The sequence below is a fragment of the Microbacterium sp. PMB16 genome (genome assembly GCF_051294855.1).
Lineage (GTDB): Bacteria > Actinomycetota > Actinomycetes > Actinomycetales > Microbacteriaceae > Microbacterium.
In genome coordinates this window covers 1,953,771-1,977,661 of the sequence record NZ_CP145908.1, presented here as the reverse complement: position 1 = coordinate 1,977,661, position 23,891 = coordinate 1,953,771, and the positions used below count along the sequence as shown (strand labels likewise).

Genomic DNA, 23,891 nt, shown 5'->3' with positions numbered 1-23,891 from the left:
CCGCGGACCCGGCATCCGCCCCCGCGTCAGATCAGGTCGAAGGCTCCGCCGTAGGGAGCCGAGTCGTCGCCGGTGTCGCGGTGGTCGTATTGCACCGATTCGACGGAGATCACCACCTGGGTCGCGGTCGAGATCAGAACGCTCACCGAGCGATTGCCCACCACGACGAACTCCACGAATCGCCCCCCGGTCTGAGCGGCGGACACGATCTCCCCTTTGAGCTGGTCGATGTCCTGCCCCTGCGCCAGGAAGAAGCCCACGTCGTTGACCGTGACCTGGGTACGAACCATCGTCTGCATCTCAGTCATTTCATTCGCCTCCCCTTGTCTCTGTCTTCCCGCGAAAATAGCTCCGCGAGGCCCCGCACAGAAGGGGATTGCGCGCGAGGCGATTCCCGGGCATGCATCGCGCCGGGCGCACGCGCGACGAAGCCATATCTCGCGGTGTACGGTTCACTCATGGGCAGACTGCGCTACGACGGAACCTCGGATCCGATCCTCATCGAGGACGTGACCTTGGCGCACCTGAAGATCGTGATCGCGACCAAGCTCCGGCGCCAGGAGAGCTTCATGATGACGTGGCGTCCGGTCAGCGAGGGCATCGACCGGCGTGCGACCGTCTGGATCCATCCCGCCATCCCCCTGCAGTTCGGATTCGACAGCGCCGATCCGCCTCCCGTCGACCCGCACCTGATCGCCGAGATGATGAAGGCCCTCAACGCGACCGGCGAACTGGTCCTCGACCACCTGGTCACCTCCGTCTGAACGGCGATCGCCGGTCGACGAAACTGAGGAGGCACGATCCAGCCGACGCAACTAGGCTGGATGCGCGCCAACGCTCGGCCTGACCTTCGCCAGGTCTCGGTCGTGGCGTCAGCACACGACCTCCCCTTCGATCCACTCGGCCCCGCACAGCGGGACGGAGCCGCCGCTCCGCGATGTGGCCTCGGCAGAAAGGCTTCACCCCATGAGCGAATCCCCCGGAACCGCCGACCGCGACGAGCGGTCGCCCGACTTCTTCGATCAGCTGATCGAGACCACTCCCCGCGAACCGCAGGCCGCCTTCACCGTGGGTTTCCGCGGCTACGACAAGGGCGAGGTGGATGCTGCGCTCGCGAGCCTCCGCACCCAGCTCCAGCAGCTGACCGCCGACCTCGCCGATACCAAGGCCCGCCAGTCCGAGGCCGTCGATGCGGCTCGCGACGAGGAGCGCGCCGCGCGCGAAGCCCTCGAAGGCGAGCTCAGCGCCGCCCACGCGAAGGCGTCGGATGCCGAGCAGCAGGTCGCGACCCTCACCTCGGAGCTCGTCGACGCACCTCAGCCCGACGGGCAGGAGGCGCCTTCGCGTCAGCAGTTCGAAGCGATCCTGCGGGTCGCCGAGGAGCAGGCGAACGTCCTCATCCAGAACGCGGCCGTGCAGGCCGATCGTCTGATGACCTCCGCCCGCGAAGAGGTCACCGCGCAGCGCGCCGAGGCGGATGCCGATGCCGAGCGGATCACCGCCCAGGCGGAGCGCGACGCCGATCAGGTGCGTCTGAAGATGGACACCGAGTACACGGCCCACGAGGCACGCATCGAACGTGAAGCCGCGCACGCCGCCGAGAAGGTGAATCAGGCCGCACAGGAGGCGACCGCGATCCGCACCGAGGCCGAGAAGGGTGCGGCCGCGCTGCGCTCCCTGGTCACTCGCGAGACGACTCAGCTGCGTGCTGACGCCGAACGCGACGTTCGCGACATGAACGCGCGCGTCCTGGAGTTCGAGGAGACCCTCACCCGTCGTCAGGACGACGCCCAGCAGGAGTTCCTCGTGCTGCACAACCAGGCGGTCGCGCACGCGGAGCGCATCACCAACGACGCCAACGAGCAGGTCGCCGCGTCGCTCGAGCACGCCCAGCGCATCTCCGCGCGGGCGGAGGACTACGAGCGCCTCACCCGCTCTCAGGCCCAGGCGATCGAGGCGGACGCGCAGGTGCGAGCCCGCGAGACCCTCGACCGCGCTCGCGTGAAGTCGCAGAAGATTGTGGACTCCGTCACCGGGCACACCACTGCGGTGCTCCGCGACGCGGAAGACCGCACCCGTCAGCTGCGCTGGCAGCAGCAGCAGCTCACGAGCTTCATGGCAGAGGTGCGCGAGCTGATCCGCCCGGACGGGATCTTCTCCGACGAGTCGCTCCCCGCGGCCATCGCCGACGGCGACTCGAACGAGACACCGTCGAAGTCGAAGGCGAAGAGCAAGCCGAAGGGCAAGGACGAGAGCGCGGACGACGAGTTCCTCGGCGACGAGGTTCTCGAGGACGAGCTCGTCGACGATCGTCCTCTCGAGAAGATCACGATCGATGTGGTCGAGGCTGAGGACAGCAGCACGCGCTGACACCGCAGATCGTTCCGATGAGGGCGGCATCCACCGATCGGTGGATGCCGCCCTCATCCGTTCCACCGCTATCGCGCGTCGGCGCTTCCCGGCAAGCTGAAGAGCATGACAGACAGCGTGATCGAGGTCAGCGACCTCCGCAAGGATTACGGCGACTTCACGGCCGTCGACGGCATCAGCTTCGATATCCGGCGCGGCGAGACGTTCGCGCTGCTCGGGCCGAACGGAGCCGGGAAGTCCACGACGATCGAGATCCTCGAGGGCTACCGGCACCGCAGTTCGGGCGAGGTGCGGGTGCTCGGAGTGGACCCGCAGCGCGGCGGACTGGACTGGAAGGCCCGACTCGGCATCGTCCTGCAGTCGACCGGCGAGGCGGGATCCTTCACGGTGCGCGAACTGCTGAAGGAGTTCGCGGGCTACTACCCGCATCCGCGTGACGTCGACGAGGTGATCGCCGCCGTCGGTCTCGAACAGAAGCAGCGCACGCGCGCCGCGCGCCTGTCGGGTGGGCAGCAGCGCCGGCTCGACGTCGCGCTCGGCATCATCGGTCGACCGGAGCTGCTCTTCCTCGACGAGCCGACCACCGGGTTCGACCCTGAGGCGCGTCGGCAGTTCTGGGACCTGATCCGCTCGCTCAAAGCAGAGGGCACGAGCATCCTGCTGACGACCCACTACCTCGACGAAGCCGCCCAGCTCGGCGACCGCGCTGCCGTGATCGCTGGAGGCACGATCGCCGCGATCGGACGCATCGACGAGCTCGGCGGGGCGGAGTCCCGCGTCCCGCTCGTGCGCTGGATCGATGCCGCGGGCAATCGGCGGGAGGAGCGCACGACCGCACCCGGAGCTCTCGTCGCCGCCCTGCAGCGCGACGGCGAACCCCGCGACCTCGAGGTCGTCCGCCCGACGCTGGAAGACGTGTACCTCGACCTGATCCACGCGTTCGACCTGCGCACCGAGGAGGCGGCAGCATGACCACCACGACCCCCGCCGCGCCCGCCCGTTTCGGCCTCGCGCGCACGTTCCGCCTGGGGCTCCGACGCATCCCGTTCGAGCTGCGCCAGTACTTCCGCGCCGGGGACCAGGTGTTCTTCACCTTCCTCTTCCCGACGCTGATGTACGTCCTGTTCGCGACGATCTTCACCGGCGACGTCGGCGAAGGCCCCGACAAGATCAGCATGGCGACCTACTACCTTCCCGGTCTCATCGCCGGTGGCATCCTGCTCTCCGGCGTGCAGGGACCCGCGCTGGAGATCGCGGCGGAGAAGAGCGACGGCACCCTGAAGCGGCTCGGCGGGACCCCCCTGTCTCCGGTCACCTACTTCATCGGCAAGCTCGGCGAGGTTTTCGTCACCGCGATCCTCCAGATCGCCCTGTTGATCGCTGTCGCCGTGGTCGTCTACCGCGTGGAGCTGCCGACAGATGCCGCCGCCTGGGGCCGCTTCGCCGGGATCTTCGCTCTCGGCCTCATCGCCTGCACGCTGTTGGGCATCGCGCTGTCGTCGGTGCCCCGGTCTGGCAAGTCGTCCGCGGCTGTCGTGATCCCTGTGGTCCTCCTCATCCAATTCGTGTCGGGGGTCTACATCGCCTTCTCGGTGCTCCCCGACTGGCTGCAGAACGCCGCAGGGGTCCTGCCGGTGAAGTGGATCGCGCAGGGGATGCGCTCGGTGTTCTACCCGGATTCCTTCCGGGCGGCGGAGACGAGCGGATCGTGGGACATCGGACTCATCATCGTGATGCTCGTGGTGTGGCTCGTGGTCGGACTGGTGCTGAGCCGACTGACGTTCCGCTGGATCCGCCGCGACCGCTGACGCCACCCGATGCGGCGCCGGGAGAACGAGGATGGAAGAGTGGTGGTCATGAGGACCGCAGCCAAGGAACGCCTGGGATGGGACCTCGCGACAGCCGCGCTGTTCGCCGTGACCATGATGCTGGCGTTCACGCTTCCGTCGCGGTTCCCCGGCTCCTCGTGGCTTCTCGTCGCGACGGGGTGCGGTGTCGCTGCGGTGTACGCGTTCGGCGCCCGGCGCTACGTGAGCATCCGGGAGAGCCCGGAGCCCTCACCTCTGACCTCGGGGCTGCTGCAGGCGGCGCTGATCGCTCTGCTGGCGATCGGCACCACCCTCGAACCGACGATGATGCTGCTGCAGACGCTCGTGCTGCCATTGATCTGGATGACCTCGCGCTCCACGAGGCAGTCGATCATCGTCACGCTGCTGAATGCCGGCATCCTCGCCTTCGCCTACGCCGCATCGGCTGCTTTCTCCCCTGGGATGATCCTCGGCGGCGTCGTCACCTCGGGCCTGTCCGCGGCGTTCAGTGTCGCGCTCGGGCTGTGGATCACCCGCATCGCCGAGTGGGGCAGCGAGCGCCAGCGTCTGCTGGCCGAGCTCACGGCCACGCAGCACGGCCTCGAGGCCGCCAGCCGAGAGGCCGGGGCCGCCGCCGAGCGCGCACGCCTCGCGCGTGAAGTGCACGACACGATCGCCCAGAGCCTCACCAGCATCGTGATGCTCGCCGAGCGCAGTCGCCACGACGGTTCACGCGACACGATCGGACTCATCGAGGAGGCCGCGCGCGAAGCGCTGCGGGAGGCACGGGCGCTCGTCGTCGTCGAATCGCCCGCCTCGGACTCCTCCGCCTCTCTCGCGGAGGCGCTGCGACGGCTGGGCGAGAGGTTCGGCCGCGAGACGGGAGTTCCGGTCTCGGTCACCGCTTCTCCCCTCGTCGTGCCGCGCGACATCCAGGTCGTGCTCCTCCGCTGCGCGCAGGAGGGCCTGGCGAATGTCCGCAAACACGCGGCGGCGGCCTCGGCATCTCTCGTGCTCACGGTATCCGACGATGCCATGTTGGTGGTGAGCGACGACGGGCGCGGACTCGACGGGCGCGCACTCGACCAGCAGGGCGGCTTCGGCCTCTCGGGCATGCGCGATCGTGTCGGCCTGGTCGGCGGCACGCTCCAGGTGCGCGGCGGCGATACGGCCGGCACCACGCTCACCGTCCGCATCCCGCTCGCCGTCAGGCAGGAGACAGCATGATCCGCGTCATCGTCGTCGACGACCATCCGATCGTGCGATCCGGGATCATCGGCCTTCTCTCGCTCGACGACGAGCTCGACGTGGTGGGCGAAGCCTCGGACGGCGCAGAGGCCGTCGCCCTCGCGTCCGCCCTACGCCCCGACGTCGTGCTCATGGACCTCCGCATGCCGAAGGTCTCCGGAGCCGAGGCGACGGCGCGGATCACGGCGGAAGTCCCCGGCGTGCGCGTGCTGGTGCTCACCACTCACGAGGGCGACGACGACATCCTCGGGGCGATCGAGGCCGGGGCGAGCGGATATCTGCTCAAGGCGACGCCTCAGGAGGAGATCGTCGCCGGCATCCGCTCCGTCGCCGAGGGACACACCGTGCTGGCTCCGTCGATCGCGGCCACACTGGTGACCCGCATACGCAGACAGGACACGGTACGTCCGGCGCTGAGCCCGCGCGAGCTCGAGGTGCTGAGGCTCGTCTCTCGCGGGCGCAGCAACCCGGAGATCGCACGTGAGCTGTTCATCGGCGAAGCGACCGTGAAGACCCACCTGCTGCACGTCTTCGAGAAGCTCGAGGTGTCCGACCGCACAAGGGCGGTCACGCTGGCGCTGGAGCTCGGCCTGCTCTGATCACCGCCGCCGGGCATGAGAAAGCCCGGCATCGCGGAGCAGCTCACGCGATGCCGGGCTGAGGATCTTACGGCCGACCGAACTGCGAGACTGCCGGGCAGTCGAACGGGTCGGCTCCCGCGGAGAGACCCACGCGGTTGAGGTAGTCGATGACGATCTTGTACGACCGGAGGAGGTTGGTCTCCGTGTACGGCACGTTGTTCGCGGCGCAGTAGTCGCGGACGATCTCACGAGCCTTCGCGAGGTGCGGGCGCGGCATGCTCGGGAACAGGTGGTGCTCCACCTGGTAGTTGAGGCCGCCCATGAGCCAGGTCGTCGCCCAGCCGCCGGTGATGTTGCGGGAGGTGCGCACCTGCTTGGTGAAGAAGTCGAGACGGGCGCTGGGATCGATGATCGGCATGCCCTTGTGGTTCGGCGCGAACGCGGCACCCATGTAGACGCCGAAGACGGCGAACTGCACGCCCATGAAGGCGAATGCCATTCCGAGCGGGAGCATCATGAACACGGGCACGAGGATCAGCGCGAACCGCAGCGTGATGATGCTGAGCTCGGTCCAGCGCCCCTTGACGTTCTTCGTCGTCATGAGGTACTTCAGGCCGAGGAAGTGGAGGTTCAGCCCCTCGAGCGTGAGCAGGGGGAAGAAAAGCCAGCCCTGCTTGCGGGTGATCAGCTTGATGAAACCCTTCGCCTTCGCGGCATCCTCTTCGAGGAACGAGATCGTGTCGACCTCGATGTCGGGATCCTTGCCGACCTGGTTCGGGTTTCCGTGGTGCTTGGTGTGCTTCGAGTCCCACCAGGAGTAGCTCATGCCGATGCTGGCGATCACGATGCGGGCGAGCTTGAAGTTCGCCGGTCCCGTGGTCAGGATCTGACGGTGCGCGGCCTCATGGCCGAGGAAGGCGATCTGCGTCAGGATAATGCCGAGGCCCGCGGCGATGAGCAGCTGGAACCAGCTGTCGCCCAAGAGGATGAAGCCCGTGATGAGACCACCGAGGGCGACGGCGATTCCGGCGGCGACAGCCACGTAGAACCACTGCGCCCGACGGAGGAGACCCGTCTCCTTGACGACCTGCGAGACCTGCTTGTAGGCCTGGGCCATCGGCGGGAACTCGGCGTTTCCGGCATACGTCTGACGAATCGGTCCCAGCGTTGCTGCGGTCGTTTCGACCTGTGTGGTGGAGATGATCTTCTCCTGTCGATCGGAGCCCTTGAGCTGTGAAAGCCCAAGGCGACTGCCCAACGCTTACCTCACACTAACCGGGCCCGCATGCGGCTCCGGGAATACATCCGCACCCCTTGACGGGACGCCGTTGATGTGAGTGGATCCGAGCATGAATCGCCGGGCCCGGATCACGTCAGGAGTGGTGTTGATGCTTGCCGGCGGGGCCCTCCCGCTCACGGGATGCACGAGTACCCCGCTCGGCGGGACGCAGGCATGCATCGACTGGGTGTACTTCGAGGCTCCGGCGGACGCCTACGACGATGCGGATGCCGTCGCCCGCGGGCGCATCGTGGGCCGGGAAGGGACGACCAGCTACCTCGATCTGCCCGCCACCACGTGGAAGGCGGAGATCGACGAGTGGGTGAAGGGCACGGGGAAGACGGAGATCGTCGTCACCTCGCTCCCCCGCAGCTGCGGTGAATCCGGGGATTCGCTGGCCGACGCGATGGATGCCGGGGACGAGGTGATCCTCTTCCTGCGCGAGCGATCGTCCGGGTGGGAGGCGATCACGCCCTGGCAGGGGACGATCGCCGCGACCCCGGACGGCGGCATCCCGGACGCCTGGCCCGAAGACCTCTACGGCTGAGGCTTGCGGTCAGGCTCGCGCACGGCGCGCCCGACGGCGCCAGGCGCGCGGGAGGAACTGCGGCGAGGCGGCCGACTCGTGCGCCTCTTCGAGCGCGCGGAAGGCGTCGTGGAGGGAGTCGAAGGCGCCGAGGTCGGTGCCGTGGTTGTCGCGTACGAGGTGCGCGGTGCCGTCGAACTCGACGAAGCCGGCGAATTCGCCGTTGCGCGTCGCGACGTGCACGTCGGCGTCGGCCTGCTTCCAGGTCAACGGATCGGACGGGGGGAAAGTGGTGGTGCTCATGGTGATGCTCATTGCTGTGTGGCGGGCACGCGTGGGCGCTCCGCAAGATGTGAGATCGAGGACGGATGCCGCGCGCATCGATGTGCGCGGTCCTTTACGGCCCTGATCAGTGGCGACGTGGCGGCCGAGAGGGGCACTGCACACACGTTGCGCCATCAGCATAGCAGAATGCGTCTCCCCCTGCCTGCGCCGACCCCGCCACCGTCCTCGTCTAGGCGTCGACACCCACGACGAGGGCAGCCGTATACCCGCTCTCGACGGCGCCGGTGACGGTCGCGAGCTGCGATACGCCGCCATCGTCTCCGAAGACCATGTCGCTGGAGAGAGAGATCCGGGCCAGGTTGTCGCTCGACCCGCTGTAGGCGGCCTCGGCGTAGACCGTGTCGCATTCTTCCTCGGGGAGTGCCAGCTGCGAAGTGGCGATAGCGTTCGCGGCATCCGTGATCGATCCGACATCCGGATAGACCTCGAAGTGGACGTGCGGCCAGCGGCCGGGATAGCAGCCGGGGAAGATCGAGGTGAACGACACCTTGCCCTCGGCATCCGCCACCTGCACGCCTCGCAGGTAGGTGACGTCTTCCAGCCCGGAGGAGTACATGGAGTACTCGCCGCGCGCCGTGCAGTGCCAGACGTAGACGGCCGCACCCGCGAGGGGTGCGCCGCCGTTCGCCAGATCGAGGATCTGGAGTTCGATGGTGAGCGGCACCCCGTCGGCAGTGGCCGTGCCGTCGATCGACGCGCGGATGTCCTGACGGACGATGCCGGAGTCCTCGAGCGCATCGGGCCCGTTCGAGCCGTCGCCCGGGAAGGGGCCCGCCGTCTCGTCGGGGATCTCCGTGACGGACCCGTCGCCGCTTGCGGTCGCACCGGTCGATGGCGTCGCCGACACCGCCGATCCGCCCGAGGGGGAAGGCGCACACGCCGCAAGGACGACCGCACCGAGCCCGAGACCCGCGAGGCCCAGGACACCGCGGCGGCTCATGAGCGTGCGGATGTCGAAGGGAGCGCCCTGATCGACCACCTCTTCATCGGCACGATCGAGGAGTCGCCCCTCGTAGGCAGGACCGTCGGGAGTCTGGGTGGGTTCGGGGATACGGCTCATGATCGGGCTCCTCTCGAGCGAACCGGGTGGATGACCCATGCTGCGCGAACTTCCGATCAGGATGCCATGCCCCGGTTATGCGTCTCCTATGGTGCGTCGATTTCGATGTTCGCCGCGTCGCGCGATACGGGCGGCCGGAGGACGAGCACGACCACGATGATCACGAGGATCAGCGCCGACAGCGTCACGGGGATCGGCAGCACGGGATCGAGCAGCACGAGCAGTGCGCCGACCGGGACCACGGTGTTCACGACGCGATCGGCGTGCTCGCGGATCGCGATCCACCAGATGCCGAGCAGGAAGACCGCGATCGGGATCGTGACAGTGAAGGAGGCGGCCACGTTCGACAGTTCGCTGTGGTGCGTGAGCACGTCGATCTCGACCTCGATGCCGGCCGAGAACGCGGCGGCGGCGGCGAAGACGAAGTAGTGGGAGTAGCCGTAGCGCAACGATCGACGGAATGACGAGATCGCTCGGTGGTGCGGCGGCCAGAAGTAGATCCACCAGAGGGATGCCGTGACGACGAGCGTGAGCACCGAGATCGCGATCAGGGGTCCGACCGCGTCCACCTTGTCGATGGCGTCGATGATCGCGTTCGCCGAGGCGAGCAGGCTCTCGCCGAGCACGATGAGGGTGAACAGCCCGTAGCGCTCGGTGATGTGGTGCGGGTGCCAGGGCGTCTGCCGGCGGAATTCGGCGAAGACCGGTACCGCGATCTCGATCAGCGCGAACAGCACGAACGCCACGATCTGCTGCGGTCCGGAGGGGATGAGCAGGAAGAGGATCCACAGCACCTGGGCGGCGGCGATCCCGAAGGCGTATCTCCGCGTCGCCCCGCGGAGCTCCCCCGCGGATCGGGAGGCACGCAGCCATTGCGCCATCATCGCGACGCGCATCACCACGTAGCCGAGGACGGCGATGGTGAAGTCGCCGTCGTTGAACGCACGGGGGATCCCGGCCGCGAACACGAGGACGCCACCCATCTGCACGAACGTCGTCACGCGATAGAGCCAGTCGTCGGTGTCGAACGACGTCGCGAACCAGGTGAAGTTCATCCACGCCCACCAGATCGCGAAAAACACCATCGCGTACGAGGTGATGCCGTGCAGGAAGTGTCCCTCGCCGAGCGCGTGGTGCAACTGCGCGGAGGCGATGCTGACGGCGACCACGAAGACGAGATCGAAGAACAGCTCGAGAGTGCTCGCCGTGCGGTGCGGCTGCGACGGATCGCGCGGCAGCATCGTGCGCAGCTGGAAGCGGGGAGCGGCAGGATTCGCGGTCACCGCGCAAGAATAGCGCCCGCGCGCCGCCGCGCTGGGGCCGCGCTGGAGAAATTCATCCATTCGGAGGAAATATCTTCCGCTTCGACGGATCTTCCGCTACAGTGTTCAAAGTCTGCTGTGCCTGCTGCTAGCGACCGCCGTGTGGGACGGCGAAATGCACTCCGTGAGTGGGATCACCGAGTTTCAGCAGGACCCGAGGGGTCGGGATGCAGACGATTGCCGTGAACGTGGGGTTCATGGTTTGGGGAAATCTGGGGAACACACTGATGGCGCACTGGGGATATTTGCGTACATTCACGGCTCAAGGGGCCTCGGCATGACTTCCGTCGAGGATGCTCTGAGCATCACTCGTGCGGGCTCGGTCTTCTTGCCGATCGCTGCCCCGAGGGCAACAAAGTCGGTGACGCACACGGTGGTCACACCGCGCGCCTCCGCAACGCTGGAAAGACGCCGTCAGTGGGAGCGTCGCTATCGGATGCGACTGCGGATCACGGATGCGGCCGTCATCCTGTTCGCCGTCGGTCTGACCGCGACGGTCCAGCTGATGACCGGTGTCGCCGGGCTCGAGGTCCTTCGCGACGGCGTCCCCCTCGCCGCGCTGTGGTACCTCATGCTCAGCGCTCTGCACACGCGGGACGCCGCGTTGTTCCGTGCGAGTGCCACCGAGTACCGCGGCGTGGTCCACGCCAGCGGGCTCGCCTTCGGGATCATCGCCATCGTGGCGGTGCTGCTCGCATGGAAGTCGATGCAACTGACACTGCTGCTGGGGCTGCCTGTCGGTGTGTTGACGCTTCTGGTGACCAGGTGGTTGTGGCGCCACTGGCTCCAGGCACAGCGGGCGCACGGGAGGTTCACCTCTCGTACGCTCGTTGTGGGAAACAGGGATGACGTCGAGTACGTGGTGCGCACCCTGCACCCGATCGGCGCGTCCGGCTACCAGGTGGTCGGCGCGACGCTCCTCGACGGCAACGCCCGCGAGGTGGAGATCGACGGCGCGAAGTTCCCGGTTCTGGGGAACGTGAACTCCGTGTCGACGGTCGCCGCCGAGCTGGGCGCCGACACGATCATCGTGGCGAGTCGCCCCGAGGGCGAGCCCGAGTTCGTGAAGCAGTTGAGCTGGCAGCTGGAGGGGACCGCTGCCGAGCTCGTGCTGTCGAGCCGCCTGACCGACGTCGCCGGCCCGCGGATCTCGTTCGCGCCCGTCGAGGGACTCCCCCTCATCCAGGTGCAGATTCCGACCTACGAGGGCGGTCAGCACCTGCTGAAGCGCGCCCTCGACATCGCGGTCGCGACGATCGCGCTCCTCCCGATCGGCCTGCTGGCACCCGTGCTGGCGCTGCTCATCAAGCTCGACTCTCCCGGTCCCGTCTTCTTCTTCCAGGAGCGCGTCGGCCGCGACGGTCGCCGCTTCAAGATGGTCAAGTTCCGCTCCATGAAGACGGATGCCGAGCAGCAGCTCGCCGCTCTCAAGGAGCAGAACCAGGGCGCCGGTCTCCTCTTCAAGATGAAGGACGACCCGCGGGTCACCCGTGTGGGCAGGATTCTGCGCAAGCTGTCACTCGACGAACTGCCGCAGTTCTGGAACGTCCTCATCGGCGACATGAGTGTCGTAGGACCGCGTCCTCCGCTGCCCAGCGAGGTCACCGCCTACGACGGCACCGTCTTCCGCCGCCTGTACATCAAGCCGGGAATCACCGGCCTGTGGCAGGTCTCCGGCCGCAGCGACCTGTCCTGGGACGAGAGCGTTCGCCTCGACCTGCGCTACGTCGAGAACTGGTCGGTCATGAACGACCTGCAGATCATGTGGCGTACCGCGAAGGTCATGGTCCAGCCCAGCGGGGCATACTGATCGGATGAGCAATTCGAACCGCCTCACCATCGCGATGGTGGGGACCAGGGGAGTGCCCGCAGCCTACGGCGGATTCGAGACGGCGATCGAGGAAGTCGGTCGCCGTCTCGCTGCCCGGGGACACGACGTGGTCGTCTACACGCGTGGCTCCGAGCGCCGTGAGAAGGACTACCTCGGGATGCGCGTGGTGCATCTGCCTGCCGTCCCGGTGAAGCAGATCGAGACGCTCAGCCATACCGGACTGTCGACGCTGCACCTGATGTTCCGCCGTCGGCCCGACGCGACGTTCGTCTTCAATGCGGCCAACTCCCCTTTCCTGCCGCTTCTCCGCCTGCGCCGGGCCCCCGTCGCGCTCCACATGGACGGTCTCGAGTGGCGCCGTTCGAAGTGGGGACCGCGAGGCAAGGCCTACTACCGGTGGGCCGAGCAGTTCGGCGTGCGCAAGGCCGATGCCCTGATCGCCGACGCGCCGGGAATCGCCGACTACTACCGCCACCAGTTCAACGTGCCGACAGAGCTCATCCGCTACGGGGCACCGATCCTCGAAGAGCTGCCTGAGCGCGGCGTCGCCGAGATCGACCTCACGCCGGGTGGATACCACCTCGTGGTGGCGCGCTTCGAGCCGGAGAACCACGTGCGCGAGATCGTCGAGGGGTACCACGCCAGCGACGCCACGCTGCCGCTGGTGGTCGTGGGTTCTGCACCGTACAGCGCCGAGTACACGCAGGAGATCCAGCGCGTCGCCGACGGTGACGACCGCATCCGCCTCGTCGGCGGGGTGTACGACCAGGAGCTGCTCGACGCGCTGTACGCCAATGCCGCGACCTACCTGCACGGGCACTCGGTCGGAGGGACCAACCCGTCGCTGCTGCGCGCCATGGGCGCAGGCACGGCGGTGATCGGCTTCGACGTCCCCTTCAACCGCGAGGTCCTCGACGGCAACGGCTGGTTCTTCGCCGACGCCGCCGACGTCGCCGCACATGTCGCCGCCGCGGAGGCCGATCCGGAACTGGTCGCTTCGCGAGCGAAGCGCGTGCAGGAGATCGCGCGCAGTCGCTTCCGCTGGGACGACGTCGCCGACGAGTACGAGTCCCTCGCGCGACGGCTCTCAGAACGATCGACGATCCACTCCTCCGCGCGCCGCGCTCGGCGCCGCACGGAAGACTGGACGCCCGGCTGCCGCCGAGGCGACGGCACCGTGAGCGGCGAGAAGCGCCCGACCGCCCTGTTGGTGCACCCCGGCGCGGAGATGTTCGGCTCCGATCGGATGCTGCTGGAGAGCGCGATCGGCCTCGTCGAGGCGGGGGCACGTGTTGTGGTCGCACTGCCGAGTCGCGGCCTCCTCGACGGCGAGCTTCGGTCGGCTGGAGCCGAGGTCGTCATCATCCCCATGCTCGTCCTGCGCAAGGTGCTGCTCACCCCGCGCGGGTTGCCGCAGCTCTTCCGCGACACGTTCCGCGGTCTGGGCGCCGCCTGGCGCCTCATCGGCAAGGTGCGCCCGGATGTCGTCTATGTCTCCACCATCATCATCCCGCAGTGGCCGCTGGTGGCCCGGCTCCGCCGCACGCGGTCGGTCAGTCACGTGCATGAGGCCGAAGCCTCCGGCAGTCGGCTCGTGAACAGCATCCTGTACTCCCCCCATCTCGCCTCCGAGCGCACCCTGGTGAACAGCCGGTTCAGTCTCGACACGCTCCGCGCTGCTCTGCCCGCGCTCGCCCGTCGGGCTTCGGTCGTGTACAACGGTGTCGCCTCTCCCTCGCAGCCAGCAGCTCCGCGCCCCCGGATCGAGGGAGCGCTCCGCGTCCTCTACGTCGGCCGGTTGTCGCCCCGCAAGGGACCAGACCTGGTCATCGAAGCCGCCTCCCGGCTGAGTGCGGCAGGGCGCGCCGTCGACGTCACCCTCTTGGGCGCGGTGTTCGACGGCTATGAGTGGTTCGAGCGCGATCTGCGAGAGCAGGCGGATGCCGCGGCGATCACCGTCGACTTCGCCGGTTTCCACTCCGACATCTGGCCCTTCCTCACCGAGGCCGACGTGCTGATCGTGCCGTCCCGTGTCGATGAACCCTTCGGCAACACCGCGGTCGAGGGCATCCTCGCGCTCCGTCCCGTGATCGCCAGCGACAGCAGCGGTCTGCGCGAAGCTGCCGGCGGCTACGAGACCGCCCGCCTCGTTCCTGCCGGTGATCCGGCAGCCATCGCGACTGCCCTGACCGACATCGATACTCGATGGAGCGAAGTCGTGTCCACCGTCGCCGAGAGCCGCGCAGAGGCGCTGCGCCGGCACGCCCCCGCCGTCTACCGCGCGACCATCACAGAGCACGTGCTGGGCTGACGCCCTCCTTCGTGCACGCCCTCATACGGAGTCGGGGGTGGGCGTGCCGGCGGTGAGCCGTCCGCGGTTCCTGATGATGTAGATCGAGAACGGGATCAGCTGGCACACGAGCAGTGCGAAGGCGACGCCGACGAGCGGACCCACGATTCCGAGCAGGGGCGTCAGCACGAACGACAGCGTGATGCCGACGGCGGCCATGCTCAGGGTCGGGATCACCTGGAAACGGATCCCCGGTTTGTCCATGATGAACATGCCCAGCGGGTACACCGCTGCGGTCATCATGATCATCAGCCCGAAGGCGAAGATCGTGCTCGGACGCACTGTCAACTCCCCCTGGGTGATGAATCCGAAGAGCCAGGGCCCGACGACCCAGACGACGAAGGTCGCCCCTGCCACCGCCACCGCGAACAGCGCGGAGAGCAGGAACGGCCCGCCCCGGAGGTCGCCCTTGTGCCGTGAGCGCGCGAAGTGCGGCCACAGAGCGAGTCCACCGGCCATCACGAGCCCGTTGAGGGCGAAGAAGACCTGGCCGGCCACGCCGTATTCCGCCACGTCGCTCGGTCCGCCCAGCTGCGCGATGACATACCGCTGAGACCCGACCGCGATCGGGTACGTCACCATCTGGGCGAGCATCGGCCAGCCGACATCCATGACCCGCACGCCCGGGAACCGTCGCGGGCGCAGCACCATTCGGGCAGCGGCAGGGATCAACGGCGACGTGGTGCGCGCAGTGATCAGGACGCCGAGCAGCGAGACCAGGAAGGATGCTGCGAACGAGGCGATCGCCACGAAGGAGTGGAGGTTGTCACCACCGAGGGTCAGGATCAGCCAGACGCCGGCGAGGGTGAGCGGCGAGATGAGCCCCTGCAGCAGGATGACCACATGGTTGCGGCGCTGTCCGAGCATGATGCGCGCCCAGATGCCGAGCGGGATCTGGAGGCAGAAGATCGTCACACAGTAGAACGCGGCCAGCGACGCCCCGGGTCGACCGCCGGCATCTCCGAAGACGAGCTCCCACGTGCCTGTCGCGACGAGCACGGTGTTGATCATCATCGCGGATGTCGCGAACATCAGCAGCACACGGCCCACAGACGTGAGCTGGTACCGCAGCTTCTCGTCGGTGCGGACATCGTCACTCGTGGCGACGGCGTTCACCAGGACCGCCCCGCTGCCGAGATCGGTGAACGTCAGCAGCGAGGGGATCGTGGTGAGCAGGGTGTAGAGCGCGAAGCTGTCCACTCCCGCCTCGCCGATGATCATCCGGGTCGTGAGTACGCCGCAGACCAGCGCGATGACCATCGTCAGCGCGCGGGCACCGACTGCGAGAAGTGAGCTCATATCTGGATCGTCAGCGCGGCAGCGCCCCCAGCGTCGTGCTGTTCGCGGGGAGCCGCGATGCGGCGGCGACGTCGGCCGGGACGGCAACCGCCACGGACGCCTGGGTCGCCGCGTATGCGGGCAGGAGGGTGTAGTCGCCGTTCACGACCGACGCGCCCTCCACCAGCTTCGAGCGCCGTTCCTGTCCACTGGCTGCGGTGAACGCCGCGAGAGTGTCGGCGACGGCGGGGTCTTTGGACGCCGCTCCCCTGGACCACGCCGAGAACCAGCGCGTGATGCCGGCGTTCGCCCGGTGGTACAGGTTTCCATTCGAACTGGAGATCATCTGTGCACCGGTGTACGCGAGCGAGAAGTCCTGAACGCACAGGAGGCAGTTGCCTCCGCTCTCCGCGACCACGTTGTTGGACAGGACGACGTTGCGCACGATCCACGGTGCCTGCGGCGCATACCGCGTGCGCGGATCGTGTCCCGCCGCATTCGGATCAGAGGCCCGACGGTCGTCCTGCGCGATGTTGATGTTGCGCTGCGCGTTGCCGACGACCGTGTTGTTCCAGATCTTGACGTTGCCGGAATCGAGCACGTAGAGACCGAAGTCTCCGTTGCGCGCGATCACGTTGTCGGCGACGACCGCGCGCTCGGAGAGCTCGATCATGACGCCGTGACCGGTGTTGCCGATGACGTCGTTGCCGGAGAAGGCGATATCGACGACGGACTCGTCGAACCAGGGGCCGCGCCCGTAGTTCCCGGTGAACGCACTGTCGGTCACCGTCACCCCTCGTGTTCTCGTCACCTTGAATGCGCCGGACACCGGCGAGTGATTGAAATGCTCGGCGTTGTTCCCGACGGACAGCATCCCGACGACTTCGAGCCCGTCCGCCTGGGACGCTCCTCCGCCGAGCAACCCGTTGCCGATCAACGATACCCGAGTGAGAGTCGTCCGAGCCGCCCACGAGTAGAAGCCGGTCGTCGAGTTGTCGCGGATCGTGACATCCGTCAGGGAGATGTCGTTCGCCGCAGCGATGACGGTGCCCATCTGCGGCACGCTGGTCGCATACCGGCGGACGCCGATGCCGCGGACCTCGCTCCCCGCGGACTGGATCGACAGCGCCTGCGTGAGGACACTCGCCTCGACCGCCTTGCCCGTCGGATCCGTGCCGATGATGAGACGTTTCGCCGAGCCGTCGACGTAGAACGTCCCGGCCGTGACCTTCGACGCGGATGCGACCTCGCGGAGCTGAGCGCCCGCCACCCAGACCTGGTCGGGGTGGGCGGCCATCGGGTAGGCCGGGTCGACGAACCGCCACTCCGCCTGGGTGTTGTCCGGCGCACCCTTGGTGTACGTCGGGCTGGAGTCGAGATTCGTGCGCCAGTCGTCGACGATCCAGGTGTTCCCGGATGCGCGCCACCCGCTGACCGGCTTCGCTCCGTCGAGCCAGACCTCCTCATTCGCCGCAGGCTGGATCGTGACCCGCTTCTGCGCGGGGACCACGATCTCCTCGTGATAGGTTCCGCCGCGGAGGACGATCGTGCCGCCGCTGGGCACCATCCGCACAGCCGCCGCGATGGTGCGCACCGGCGAGGACATCGTTCCGGCAGAGCTGTCCCATCCATCGGGAGCGACATAGATGGCCGTCGCGGGCGCGTCGTACGCGAGGGTTCCCGGCGCATTGGCGCCCGGCGTTCCCCGCACGCCTTCGACGGGCCCGGGAGGAGCCGGTGGCGTCGTCGGGTTCGGCGGGGTCGTCGGCGGCGTGGGAGTCGGCGTCGGGGTGGGAGCAGGCGTCGGAGCCGGCGTCGGAGTCGGCGCGGGCGTCGGAGCCGGGGTGGGCGTCGGGGCGGGAGTCGGCTTCGGGGCGGGCGTCGGCTTCGGGGCGGGCGTCGGCTTCGGCGGCGAAGTGACGACGACGTCGTCGATGGCGACCGGCACTGCTGCCTTCGCCCCGCTGGAGGTGTACAGCGCGAAGGCGTAGCCGCCGGATGACTGGATACGCGACGCCGCGGCATCCGTGTGGGAGACCTGCCAGGCGGTAGGCTCCGCCGCACCCGAAACCCAGGCCTTCGCACCGAGTGCGACGGGGCTCGTGCCGGTGACGCTGAGCGCCACGGTCATCTTGGTGCCGTTCTTCACGGCGAAGGGCAAGCGCCGTTCGCTGATGCTCTGGACGGTGGTGAGGTCGGTCAGCCGCACGATCGAGACGTAGGCGGAGCCGTCTGGATGCACGCGAACGCGCACGCCGTAGGCATTCTTGCCCGCGACGCGGACGGCCTGAGCGAGATAGAGCGGTCCACCCACGGGCAGTGCGGGAACGGTCAGCGTGAATCGACTGTTCACATCCGCCGCGGTCACTCCGCCGGCGGTCACACGGGCCGTGATGCCGGGCTTGCGGCTGGCGAGCAGCGCCCGGCCGCTGGCGACGCTCGAGGTCCCCTCGACGACGCGCCACGCGCCGACGGGCGATGACCCCCAGCCCGATGTGACCTTGCGGTTCATCGCATCGTTCAGGATCGAGGTCGGTGTCGCCGCCGCGGGTTGCGACGACGCCGCAGATCTGTCGGTGCCGGCGTACGCGGGCGTCGCGACCAGGAAGGCCGAGACCGCCAGGACGACGCCGAGCGCGCCCGCGATCACGCTCCGGCGGGATCGCGCAGGCGGCGAGGATGTGGGTCGAGTCGTGGGCGGGAGGAACGGGAAGGAAACCATGTCACCGTCTTCTGGGGCAGATTACGATCAACCAGCTGTTCTGCTACAGATTAGACCCCGGGAGCAGAGAGCGAGTCCCCCTCGCAACTCAAGTAGAGTAACCGGCTCACCGGGGAAAGACAACTTCCGAGACCCCCTCCACCGATATGCCGGTCATGTGAGCGGCACTTCACGTGGGCGGCGGGACCCCGACTCAGTCGCTGTAGTACTCGCTGCGATGCCGGTCCGGGCGAGCCCGGTTCAGCACGGTACCGAGGATGCGCGCCCCACCCGATTCAAGCGACTTGATGCTCTTCGTCAACGCGGCGCGGCGGGTCTTCGTCGCGTCGACGACGAGGATCACACCGTCGGTCTGGGTCGCGAAGAGGTTCGCGTCGGCGACGCTGAGCGTGGGCGGTGAGTCGATCACGACGTAGTCGTACTCGGCAGCGGCGAAGTCGAGCAGCTGCGCCATCCGGGAGGAGGTCAGCAGCTCGGCTGGATTCGGGGGGACCGTGCCGGCAGGGAGGATGTCGAGCGTGCTGTCGGCGACGCTGTGCTTGGCGACCTCGAAGTCGACCTCGTCCAACAGCACGCTCGTCAGTCCGATCGATCCGTCGATGCCCGCGTGCTCGTGCGCGCGCGGTCGGCGCATGTCGGCGTCGATGAGCAGTACGGAATTGCGGAGGCCGGCCAAGGTCATGGCGAGGTTCACCGACACCGTCGACTTGCCTTCCGCCGGCATCCCGGACGTCACCAGCAAGACCTTCACCTGAGAACTGACGTTCGCGTACGCCAGCGCCGAGCGAATGCGGCGGAACTCCTCCGACGTGTGCCCGAGCGGCTCCTGGGACACGGCGATCCCACGGCTTGCGAGCAACGGCGCCTTGGAGACGACGCCGAGCACCGGGTCGCCGCCGGATTGGGCGAGCGTCTCCTCATTGCGCACACGCGTGTCGAGCACCCCGACGAGCACGGCGAGCGCCAGGCCGAGGACTCCGCCGAGGAAGCCTCCGAGGAGAGCATCGCGCGGCTTGCTCGGGGTGAACTGGAACTCCGGCGGGACGGCATCGTCGATGATCTCCGCCGTGATGGTGGATTCGCCCTGCGGATCCTTCGGAGCGACGTCCTTCACGACGAGGATGAGCTGGGCGGCGACCACGTTCGCGAGGTCGGCGGCCCCCTCGGCATCTTCGGCGATTCCCGTGACGCGCAGCGTGACGGTGTCCTGCGGGATCGACACCTCGATCGATCGTGCGAGCGCACGCGGAGTGGTGTCGAGGTCGAGTTCGTCGATCACCGGGTCGAGCACGCGCGAGCTCGTGACGAGCTGAGCGAAAGACAGCATCTGGCTCTGCGTGTACGCCGATCCCTGGTTGAGATCCGAGGCGCTCGTTCCCTGATTCAGGGCGAAGTAGAGCGACGTCGTCGCCTGGAACTGCGGAGTCTGCAGCGAGGCGTAGCCGTAGGAGCCTCCGGCACCGACCACGGCGCAGAGCACGATCAGCCACCAGAACTTGCGCAACGAGCTGGCGATGACGCGCAGACTGACCCGGCTCTCGCCCATGACTCCCCGTTCCCCCTGAGACTTCGATTCTAGAGGAGTGCGCACTACGGCACCCTCATCGGTGTGGACGAGGCGGACGTGCGTCCACGGCGTCTCGGATCGCGTCCGGCGAGCCGAGCAGTTCGTCTGTCCGCTCGTCGGCCGCGTGCCCCCCGATGTCAGCATCCCTCGCCCAGGTGATGGCGAGGCCGACACAGAACCAGAGGAACATGCTGTACTGCGTGATCAGCGCCACCACGAAGAGGCTCGGCAGCTGACCGACGACGGCGATCGATGCCGGACTCCGCGTCGAGCGGCGCACGGTCATCACCGCGGCGCAGACGATGGCGGCCATGATGAGGAGCGTCGGCACGTACCCATAGCGGAGAAGAGTGAGCACGAGGGCGTTGTCGACCGAGCGCGCGAAGTAGCCGAGGTAGTAGTCACCCGAGACCAGCGAGTACCAGTCGCCGGGGTTGCCGAAGAGCTGCACCTGCTCCAGGAGCACGAGGAGGTCGGTCCGGTAGTCGGCGCTGCCGCCCGCTTCGTCACCCGCGGCACCGAACACGGAGTCGATGATGGGGATGACGATGGCCGTGCCGATGAGCCCGGCGGCGGCGACCGTCACACGGAACCTCGTCGATACCCCGACGATCAGGAACGTCGACAGCACGAGGGTGAGCGCGAGGGTGATGAGGCCGGCTCGACTGAACGTGAGCACCGTCGCGACCGCGATGAGCACCACCCCGCCGATCTTCGGAAGCAGCCGCCACCGGGTCGCGACGACGAACGCCGACGACATCGCCAGGGCGGCACCCAGGGCGATCGAATGACCGAACGCGCCCTCCACTCGGAGCACGCCTCCGCGCTCCTGCAGCGGGCTCCAGGTCTCGTGCACGACTCCGGAGCCCGGGATGAGCACGAACGGGTTGAACGACGTGAAGAACTCGACGATGGCCAAGAACGCGGCGATGATGGCTACCACCGAGATCGTCGTGGTCACCCATGCGACGCCGACCCTGGCGAGCACGACCCGACCCCAGATGTACGGGATCACCCATTCGAGCAGCGAGGCGACCAGCGAGGCGAGATCGACGGACCGGAAGGCGAACAGCCCGGCGATGACGATCACGAATGCCGCGACCCAGGCGTCGGCGGCCCGCAGCGGCACGATCGACCAGTTGACGACGATCAGCAGCGCGGTGAGCAGCGTGATCGCCGCCCAGTAGAAGCTCACATTGACGCCGACCCAGAGCGGGACGAAGAAGAGCACGATCGACCACGCGACGAATGCCGCCCGCGGCATCAACCGCAGACCGAAGACGGCGATGGCCGCCGCAGCGATACCACCGACCGCGAGCAGCACGATCGGAACGGCAGTGCCCATACGTCAGGAGTTTACCGGAGTCGGGCTCAGTTTCTCGGTGCGTAGAGGTTGATCTCCGCGGCCGACGTATAGCCGAGCCCGTTGGCGGATCCGGTCGCGACCAGGCGCACGTAGCGCGTCGTCGTTCGTGGCAGAGATACCAGCCGCGTGGCTGAAGAACCAGCGAAGGTTCCCGAGGCGATCGGCTTCCCCCAGGTCTTCCCGTCCGCCGACACCATCACCTGATAGGTGGAGATGATGCCGTTGGTGTCACCGTCCTGACGGGGCGTGTACGCGAGCGCTGCGATGGCCTTCGCGGATCCGAGGTCGAGCGTGAGCGAATGCGGCAGTGGCGCGATGCCGCCGGTGTACGCAGAGTGCCAGATCGTCGAGGCCGCACCGTCGATGGCGAAGGCGGCCGGCGTCCGACTGTCCTGGCTGTCTGCCGTCGCCTTCCACCCCGCACGATCGAGGAGCAGACCAGGAGCAGCCGCGACCTTCGCGCTCACGGCCTGACTCACCGCGGTATTTCCGTCTCCATCCTTCGCCACGACCGTGTACTGGGGCGCCGTGGCATCCGCGGTTCTGTCCTCGAGGGTCACCGCGGGGCGGTTCCACCACGTGCCGTCGACCTTCGCCGTCGCGACGGGCGTGGCCGTGCCGTGGCGGTACAACTCGTAGGTCAGCGTCAGATCGTCGCGGTCCCAGTTCGCGGGGATCGTGACCTTCGCCTGCCCGGGGAGGTCAGAAGCGGCCGTCGGAACCCATTTCGCACCGGAAAGTCGCGGGCCGTCCTTCGCTCCGCCCGGAGGCGTCGTCGAGAAGCGCACGAGCCCCTCGAACCGTTTGTTGTTGACGGTGCCGAACTCGCCGCCGATGGAGATCATGGTGCCGGTGCCCGTGATCGACAGCCCCGCCTGCCCCAGCCCTGTCTTGGTTCCGACGGTCCAATCAGGAGTCCACGCATACGCCGATGGCGCGGGTGTGCCAGCCCAGTTCCGGTAGCGATTCGGGTCGGCGCGCTGCGTGCCGAGGACGCCGCGGGCATCCGTCGTGAACGCTTCGGAATAGCGGTGCACGCGAGGAGACTGCTCGGGCTGCATTCCCACGGTGTCGCACGCATGGGTGTGGCTGGTGGTGTAGACGACTTTGCCCGTGGAGTAGACGCCGTAGTGGTCGCCCAGGCAGTCCGCGATCCAGCGCACCTTGCCAGTTCCCGCCTCGGCGGCGAAGGTGCCCTCGAGATTGTTCGCACTGATTCCGCCGAAGCCCCAGCCCGTGCCGTAGATCCCGGTCGTATCGGTCGCGAGCCCGAAGATGCCCGATCTGCCAGCGCTTTCGCCCGAGTTCGACCCGTTGGTGACGGTCTTGGTGAGCGCCCAGGACGCGTCCGGCGCACCCGTCGACTTGTCCAGCGCTGCTGCGCCACGCAGCGACGCGTTCCCGTTCACCTGGGAGAAGCGGCCGGCGGCGATGACGTTCTGACCCGCAGGGTCCATGACCATCGCGTCGACCTGGAGGTCGGTCTGCGGCGCCCACGGAAGCAGTGCTCCATTCGCAGCCGTGAAGGCGGCGAGGTTCTTGCGTGCGGTGCCGTTGCCCTGCGTGAACAGACCGCCGACGTACACGTTCGCGCCTGCCGCGGCGATCGCGTAGACACCGGTGCCGCCGATCGACGGGACGAACCCGGAGACGAGCTGGCCGGTCTTCGCATCGAGCGCAGCGAAGTTCCACCGGTCCTTGCCGTTCACCGAGTTGAACGATCCGCCGATGTAGATGCGGCTGCCGTCAGGAGACGCGGCGACGGCCTTGATGACGCCGTTCACCAGCGGAGCGAAAGGCAGCAGCTGCCCGGTGGTGATGTCGTATGCCAGGACGTTCGATCGTGCTGTCAGGCTCGTGCCCGGCGCGGCGAGCGGCTCTCTGGCGTTGTCGAACTTGCCGACCGCGTAGACCGTCGACCCGATCGTGGTCTGCGCCCAGACGTAGCCGTTGTCGATCTGCACCGTCGGGATCGGATCCGAGGTGACGACAGTGCCGTCCCGCTGCAGCAGCGGGGGTGGCGGCGGTACCGCTGCCACCGCGCTCTGTGCACTCAGCGCGGTCAGACCGCCGACCAGAAGCGCGACGGTCGCGATCGACGCGAAGATTCTGCGCGCACGCAGCACGGTCTTGTTCCCCATTGCGAACTCCCCAGTCCCCAGACTTCTGCCGCGACGAAGGCGGCATGGAACGCCCCACGCATTCCTCCCTGAGGTTAGCGGCCCGACCTTCACACCA

Annotated in this window: 19 protein-coding genes and 1 pseudogene; 10 read left to right on the top strand and 10 right to left on the bottom strand. The window is 67.8% G+C overall.

Translation table 11 applies throughout. The annotated features are described in order from the left end of the window. Positions 1-26: 26 nt before the first annotated feature. Complete coding sequence (locus V5D55_RS09395) at positions 27-308, bottom strand: hypothetical protein (RefSeq protein WP_435749137.1); 282 nt, start codon at positions 306-308, stop codon at positions 27-29. 150 nt (positions 309-458) lie between these two features. On the opposite strand from V5D55_RS09395, the gene V5D55_RS09390 reads away from it, so the two are divergent. The 6 genes from V5D55_RS09390 to V5D55_RS09365 all read left to right on the top strand — a co-directional run bounded on the left by V5D55_RS09390 (position 459) and on the right by V5D55_RS09365 (position 6,025). Continuing rightward, the gene (locus tag V5D55_RS09390; protein ID WP_435749136.1) at positions 459-764 is read left to right on the top strand and encodes a hypothetical protein; all 306 of its coding nucleotides are present in this window, start codon (positions 459-461) and stop codon (positions 762-764) included. Positions 765-966: 202 nt separating this feature from the next. Continuing rightward, positions 967-2,370 (top strand): DivIVA domain-containing protein, encoded by a 1,404-nt coding sequence (locus tag V5D55_RS09385; RefSeq protein ID WP_435749135.1) that lies wholly within the window; start codon positions 967-969, stop codon positions 2,368-2,370. Between the two features lie 105 nt (positions 2,371-2,475). Then, positions 2,476-3,342 carry an ABC transporter ATP-binding protein gene (locus V5D55_RS09380; RefSeq protein WP_435749134.1) on the top strand — a complete coding sequence of 289 codons (867 nt, stop codon included), beginning with the start codon at positions 2,476-2,478 and terminating at the stop codon, positions 3,340-3,342. Then, entirely contained in the window at positions 3,339-4,178 is an 840-nt protein-coding gene (locus V5D55_RS09375) for an ABC transporter permease (protein WP_435749133.1), read from the top strand. The genes V5D55_RS09380 and V5D55_RS09375 overlap by 4 nt, the downstream gene beginning before the upstream one ends. 48 nt (positions 4,179-4,226) lie before the next feature. Next, on the top strand, positions 4,227-5,405 hold the full coding sequence (locus tag V5D55_RS09370) for a sensor histidine kinase (RefSeq protein ID WP_435749132.1): 1,179 nt from the start codon (positions 4,227-4,229) through the stop codon (positions 5,403-5,405). Next, positions 5,402-6,025 carry a response regulator gene (locus V5D55_RS09365; RefSeq protein WP_435749131.1) on the top strand — a complete coding sequence of 208 codons (624 nt, stop codon included), beginning with the start codon at positions 5,402-5,404 and terminating at the stop codon, positions 6,023-6,025. Before V5D55_RS09370 ends, V5D55_RS09365 begins: the two co-directional genes overlap by 4 nt. 67 nt (positions 6,026-6,092) lie before the next feature. Here the strand turns inward: V5D55_RS09365 and V5D55_RS09360 are convergent, their stop codons facing one another. Next, the gene (locus V5D55_RS09360; protein ID WP_435749130.1) at positions 6,093-7,265 is read right to left on the bottom strand and encodes a fatty acid desaturase family protein; all 1,173 of its coding nucleotides are present in this window, start codon (positions 7,263-7,265) and stop codon (positions 6,093-6,095) included. A 91-nt stretch (positions 7,266-7,356) separates the two neighbouring features. Here V5D55_RS09360 and V5D55_RS09355 point away from each other — a divergent pair, with 91 nt between their 5' ends. Further along, the gene (locus tag V5D55_RS09355; protein ID WP_435749129.1) at positions 7,357-7,833 is read left to right on the top strand and encodes a hypothetical protein; all 477 of its coding nucleotides are present in this window, start codon (positions 7,357-7,359) and stop codon (positions 7,831-7,833) included. Between the two features lie 9 nt (positions 7,834-7,842). Here the strand turns inward: V5D55_RS09355 and V5D55_RS09350 are convergent, their stop codons facing one another. The 3 genes from V5D55_RS09350 to V5D55_RS09340 form a co-directional block, all read right to left on the bottom strand. Continuing rightward, positions 7,843-8,115 (bottom strand): hypothetical protein, encoded by a 273-nt coding sequence (locus tag V5D55_RS09350; protein ID WP_435749128.1) that lies wholly within the window; start codon positions 8,113-8,115, stop codon positions 7,843-7,845. Between the two features lie 211 nt (positions 8,116-8,326). Next, on the bottom strand, positions 8,327-9,217 hold the full coding sequence (locus V5D55_RS09345; RefSeq protein ID WP_435749127.1) for an intradiol ring-cleavage dioxygenase: 891 nt from the start codon (positions 9,215-9,217) through the stop codon (positions 8,327-8,329). 86 nt (positions 9,218-9,303) lie between these two features. Beyond that, positions 9,304-10,458: a low temperature requirement protein A gene (locus tag V5D55_RS09340; RefSeq protein ID WP_435749280.1), complete on the bottom strand. Its 1,155-nt coding sequence runs from the start codon at positions 10,456-10,458 to the stop codon at positions 9,304-9,306. Between the two features lie 358 nt (positions 10,459-10,816). Between V5D55_RS09340 and V5D55_RS09335 the strand changes: the two genes are divergently transcribed. The 3 genes and pseudogenes from V5D55_RS09335 to V5D55_RS09325 all read left to right on the top strand — a co-directional run bounded on the left by V5D55_RS09335 (position 10,817) and on the right by V5D55_RS09325 (position 14,681). Further along, positions 10,817-12,349, top strand: a complete 1,533-nt coding sequence (locus V5D55_RS09335) for a sugar transferase (RefSeq protein ID WP_435749126.1) — start codon at positions 10,817-10,819, stop codon at positions 12,347-12,349. A 4-nt stretch (positions 12,350-12,353) separates the two neighbouring features. Beyond that, a pseudogene (locus V5D55_RS09330) lies at positions 12,354-13,523 on the top strand (glycosyltransferase); the annotation flags it as partial. A gap of 75 nt (positions 13,524-13,598) precedes the next feature. After that, complete coding sequence (locus tag V5D55_RS09325) at positions 13,599-14,681, top strand: glycosyltransferase family 4 protein (protein WP_435749279.1); 1,083 nt, start codon at positions 13,599-13,601, stop codon at positions 14,679-14,681. Between the two features lie 21 nt (positions 14,682-14,702). Here the strand turns inward: V5D55_RS09325 and V5D55_RS09320 are convergent, their stop codons facing one another. The 5 genes from V5D55_RS09320 to V5D55_RS09300 all read right to left on the bottom strand — a co-directional run bounded on the left by V5D55_RS09320 (position 14,703) and on the right by V5D55_RS09300 (position 23,794). Further along, the gene (locus V5D55_RS09320; protein ID WP_435749125.1) at positions 14,703-16,019 is read right to left on the bottom strand and encodes a lipopolysaccharide biosynthesis protein; all 1,317 of its coding nucleotides are present in this window, start codon (positions 16,017-16,019) and stop codon (positions 14,703-14,705) included. 10 nt (positions 16,020-16,029) lie between these two features. Further along, positions 16,030-18,720: a right-handed parallel beta-helix repeat-containing protein gene (locus tag V5D55_RS09315; protein ID WP_435749124.1), complete on the bottom strand. Its 2,691-nt coding sequence runs from the start codon at positions 18,718-18,720 to the stop codon at positions 16,030-16,032. Positions 18,721-18,913: 193 nt separating this feature from the next. Further along, positions 18,914-20,266 (bottom strand): polysaccharide biosynthesis tyrosine autokinase, encoded by a 1,353-nt coding sequence (locus tag V5D55_RS09310; protein WP_435749123.1) that lies wholly within the window; start codon positions 20,264-20,266, stop codon positions 18,914-18,916. 55 nt (positions 20,267-20,321) lie between these two features. Next, positions 20,322-21,632, bottom strand: a complete 1,311-nt coding sequence (locus V5D55_RS09305) for a hypothetical protein (RefSeq protein ID WP_435749122.1) — start codon at positions 21,630-21,632, stop codon at positions 20,322-20,324. 26 nt (positions 21,633-21,658) lie between these two features. Next, complete coding sequence (locus V5D55_RS09300) at positions 21,659-23,794, bottom strand: discoidin domain-containing protein (RefSeq protein WP_435749121.1); 2,136 nt, start codon at positions 23,792-23,794, stop codon at positions 21,659-21,661. Between the last annotated feature and the right edge of the window lie 97 nt (positions 23,795-23,891).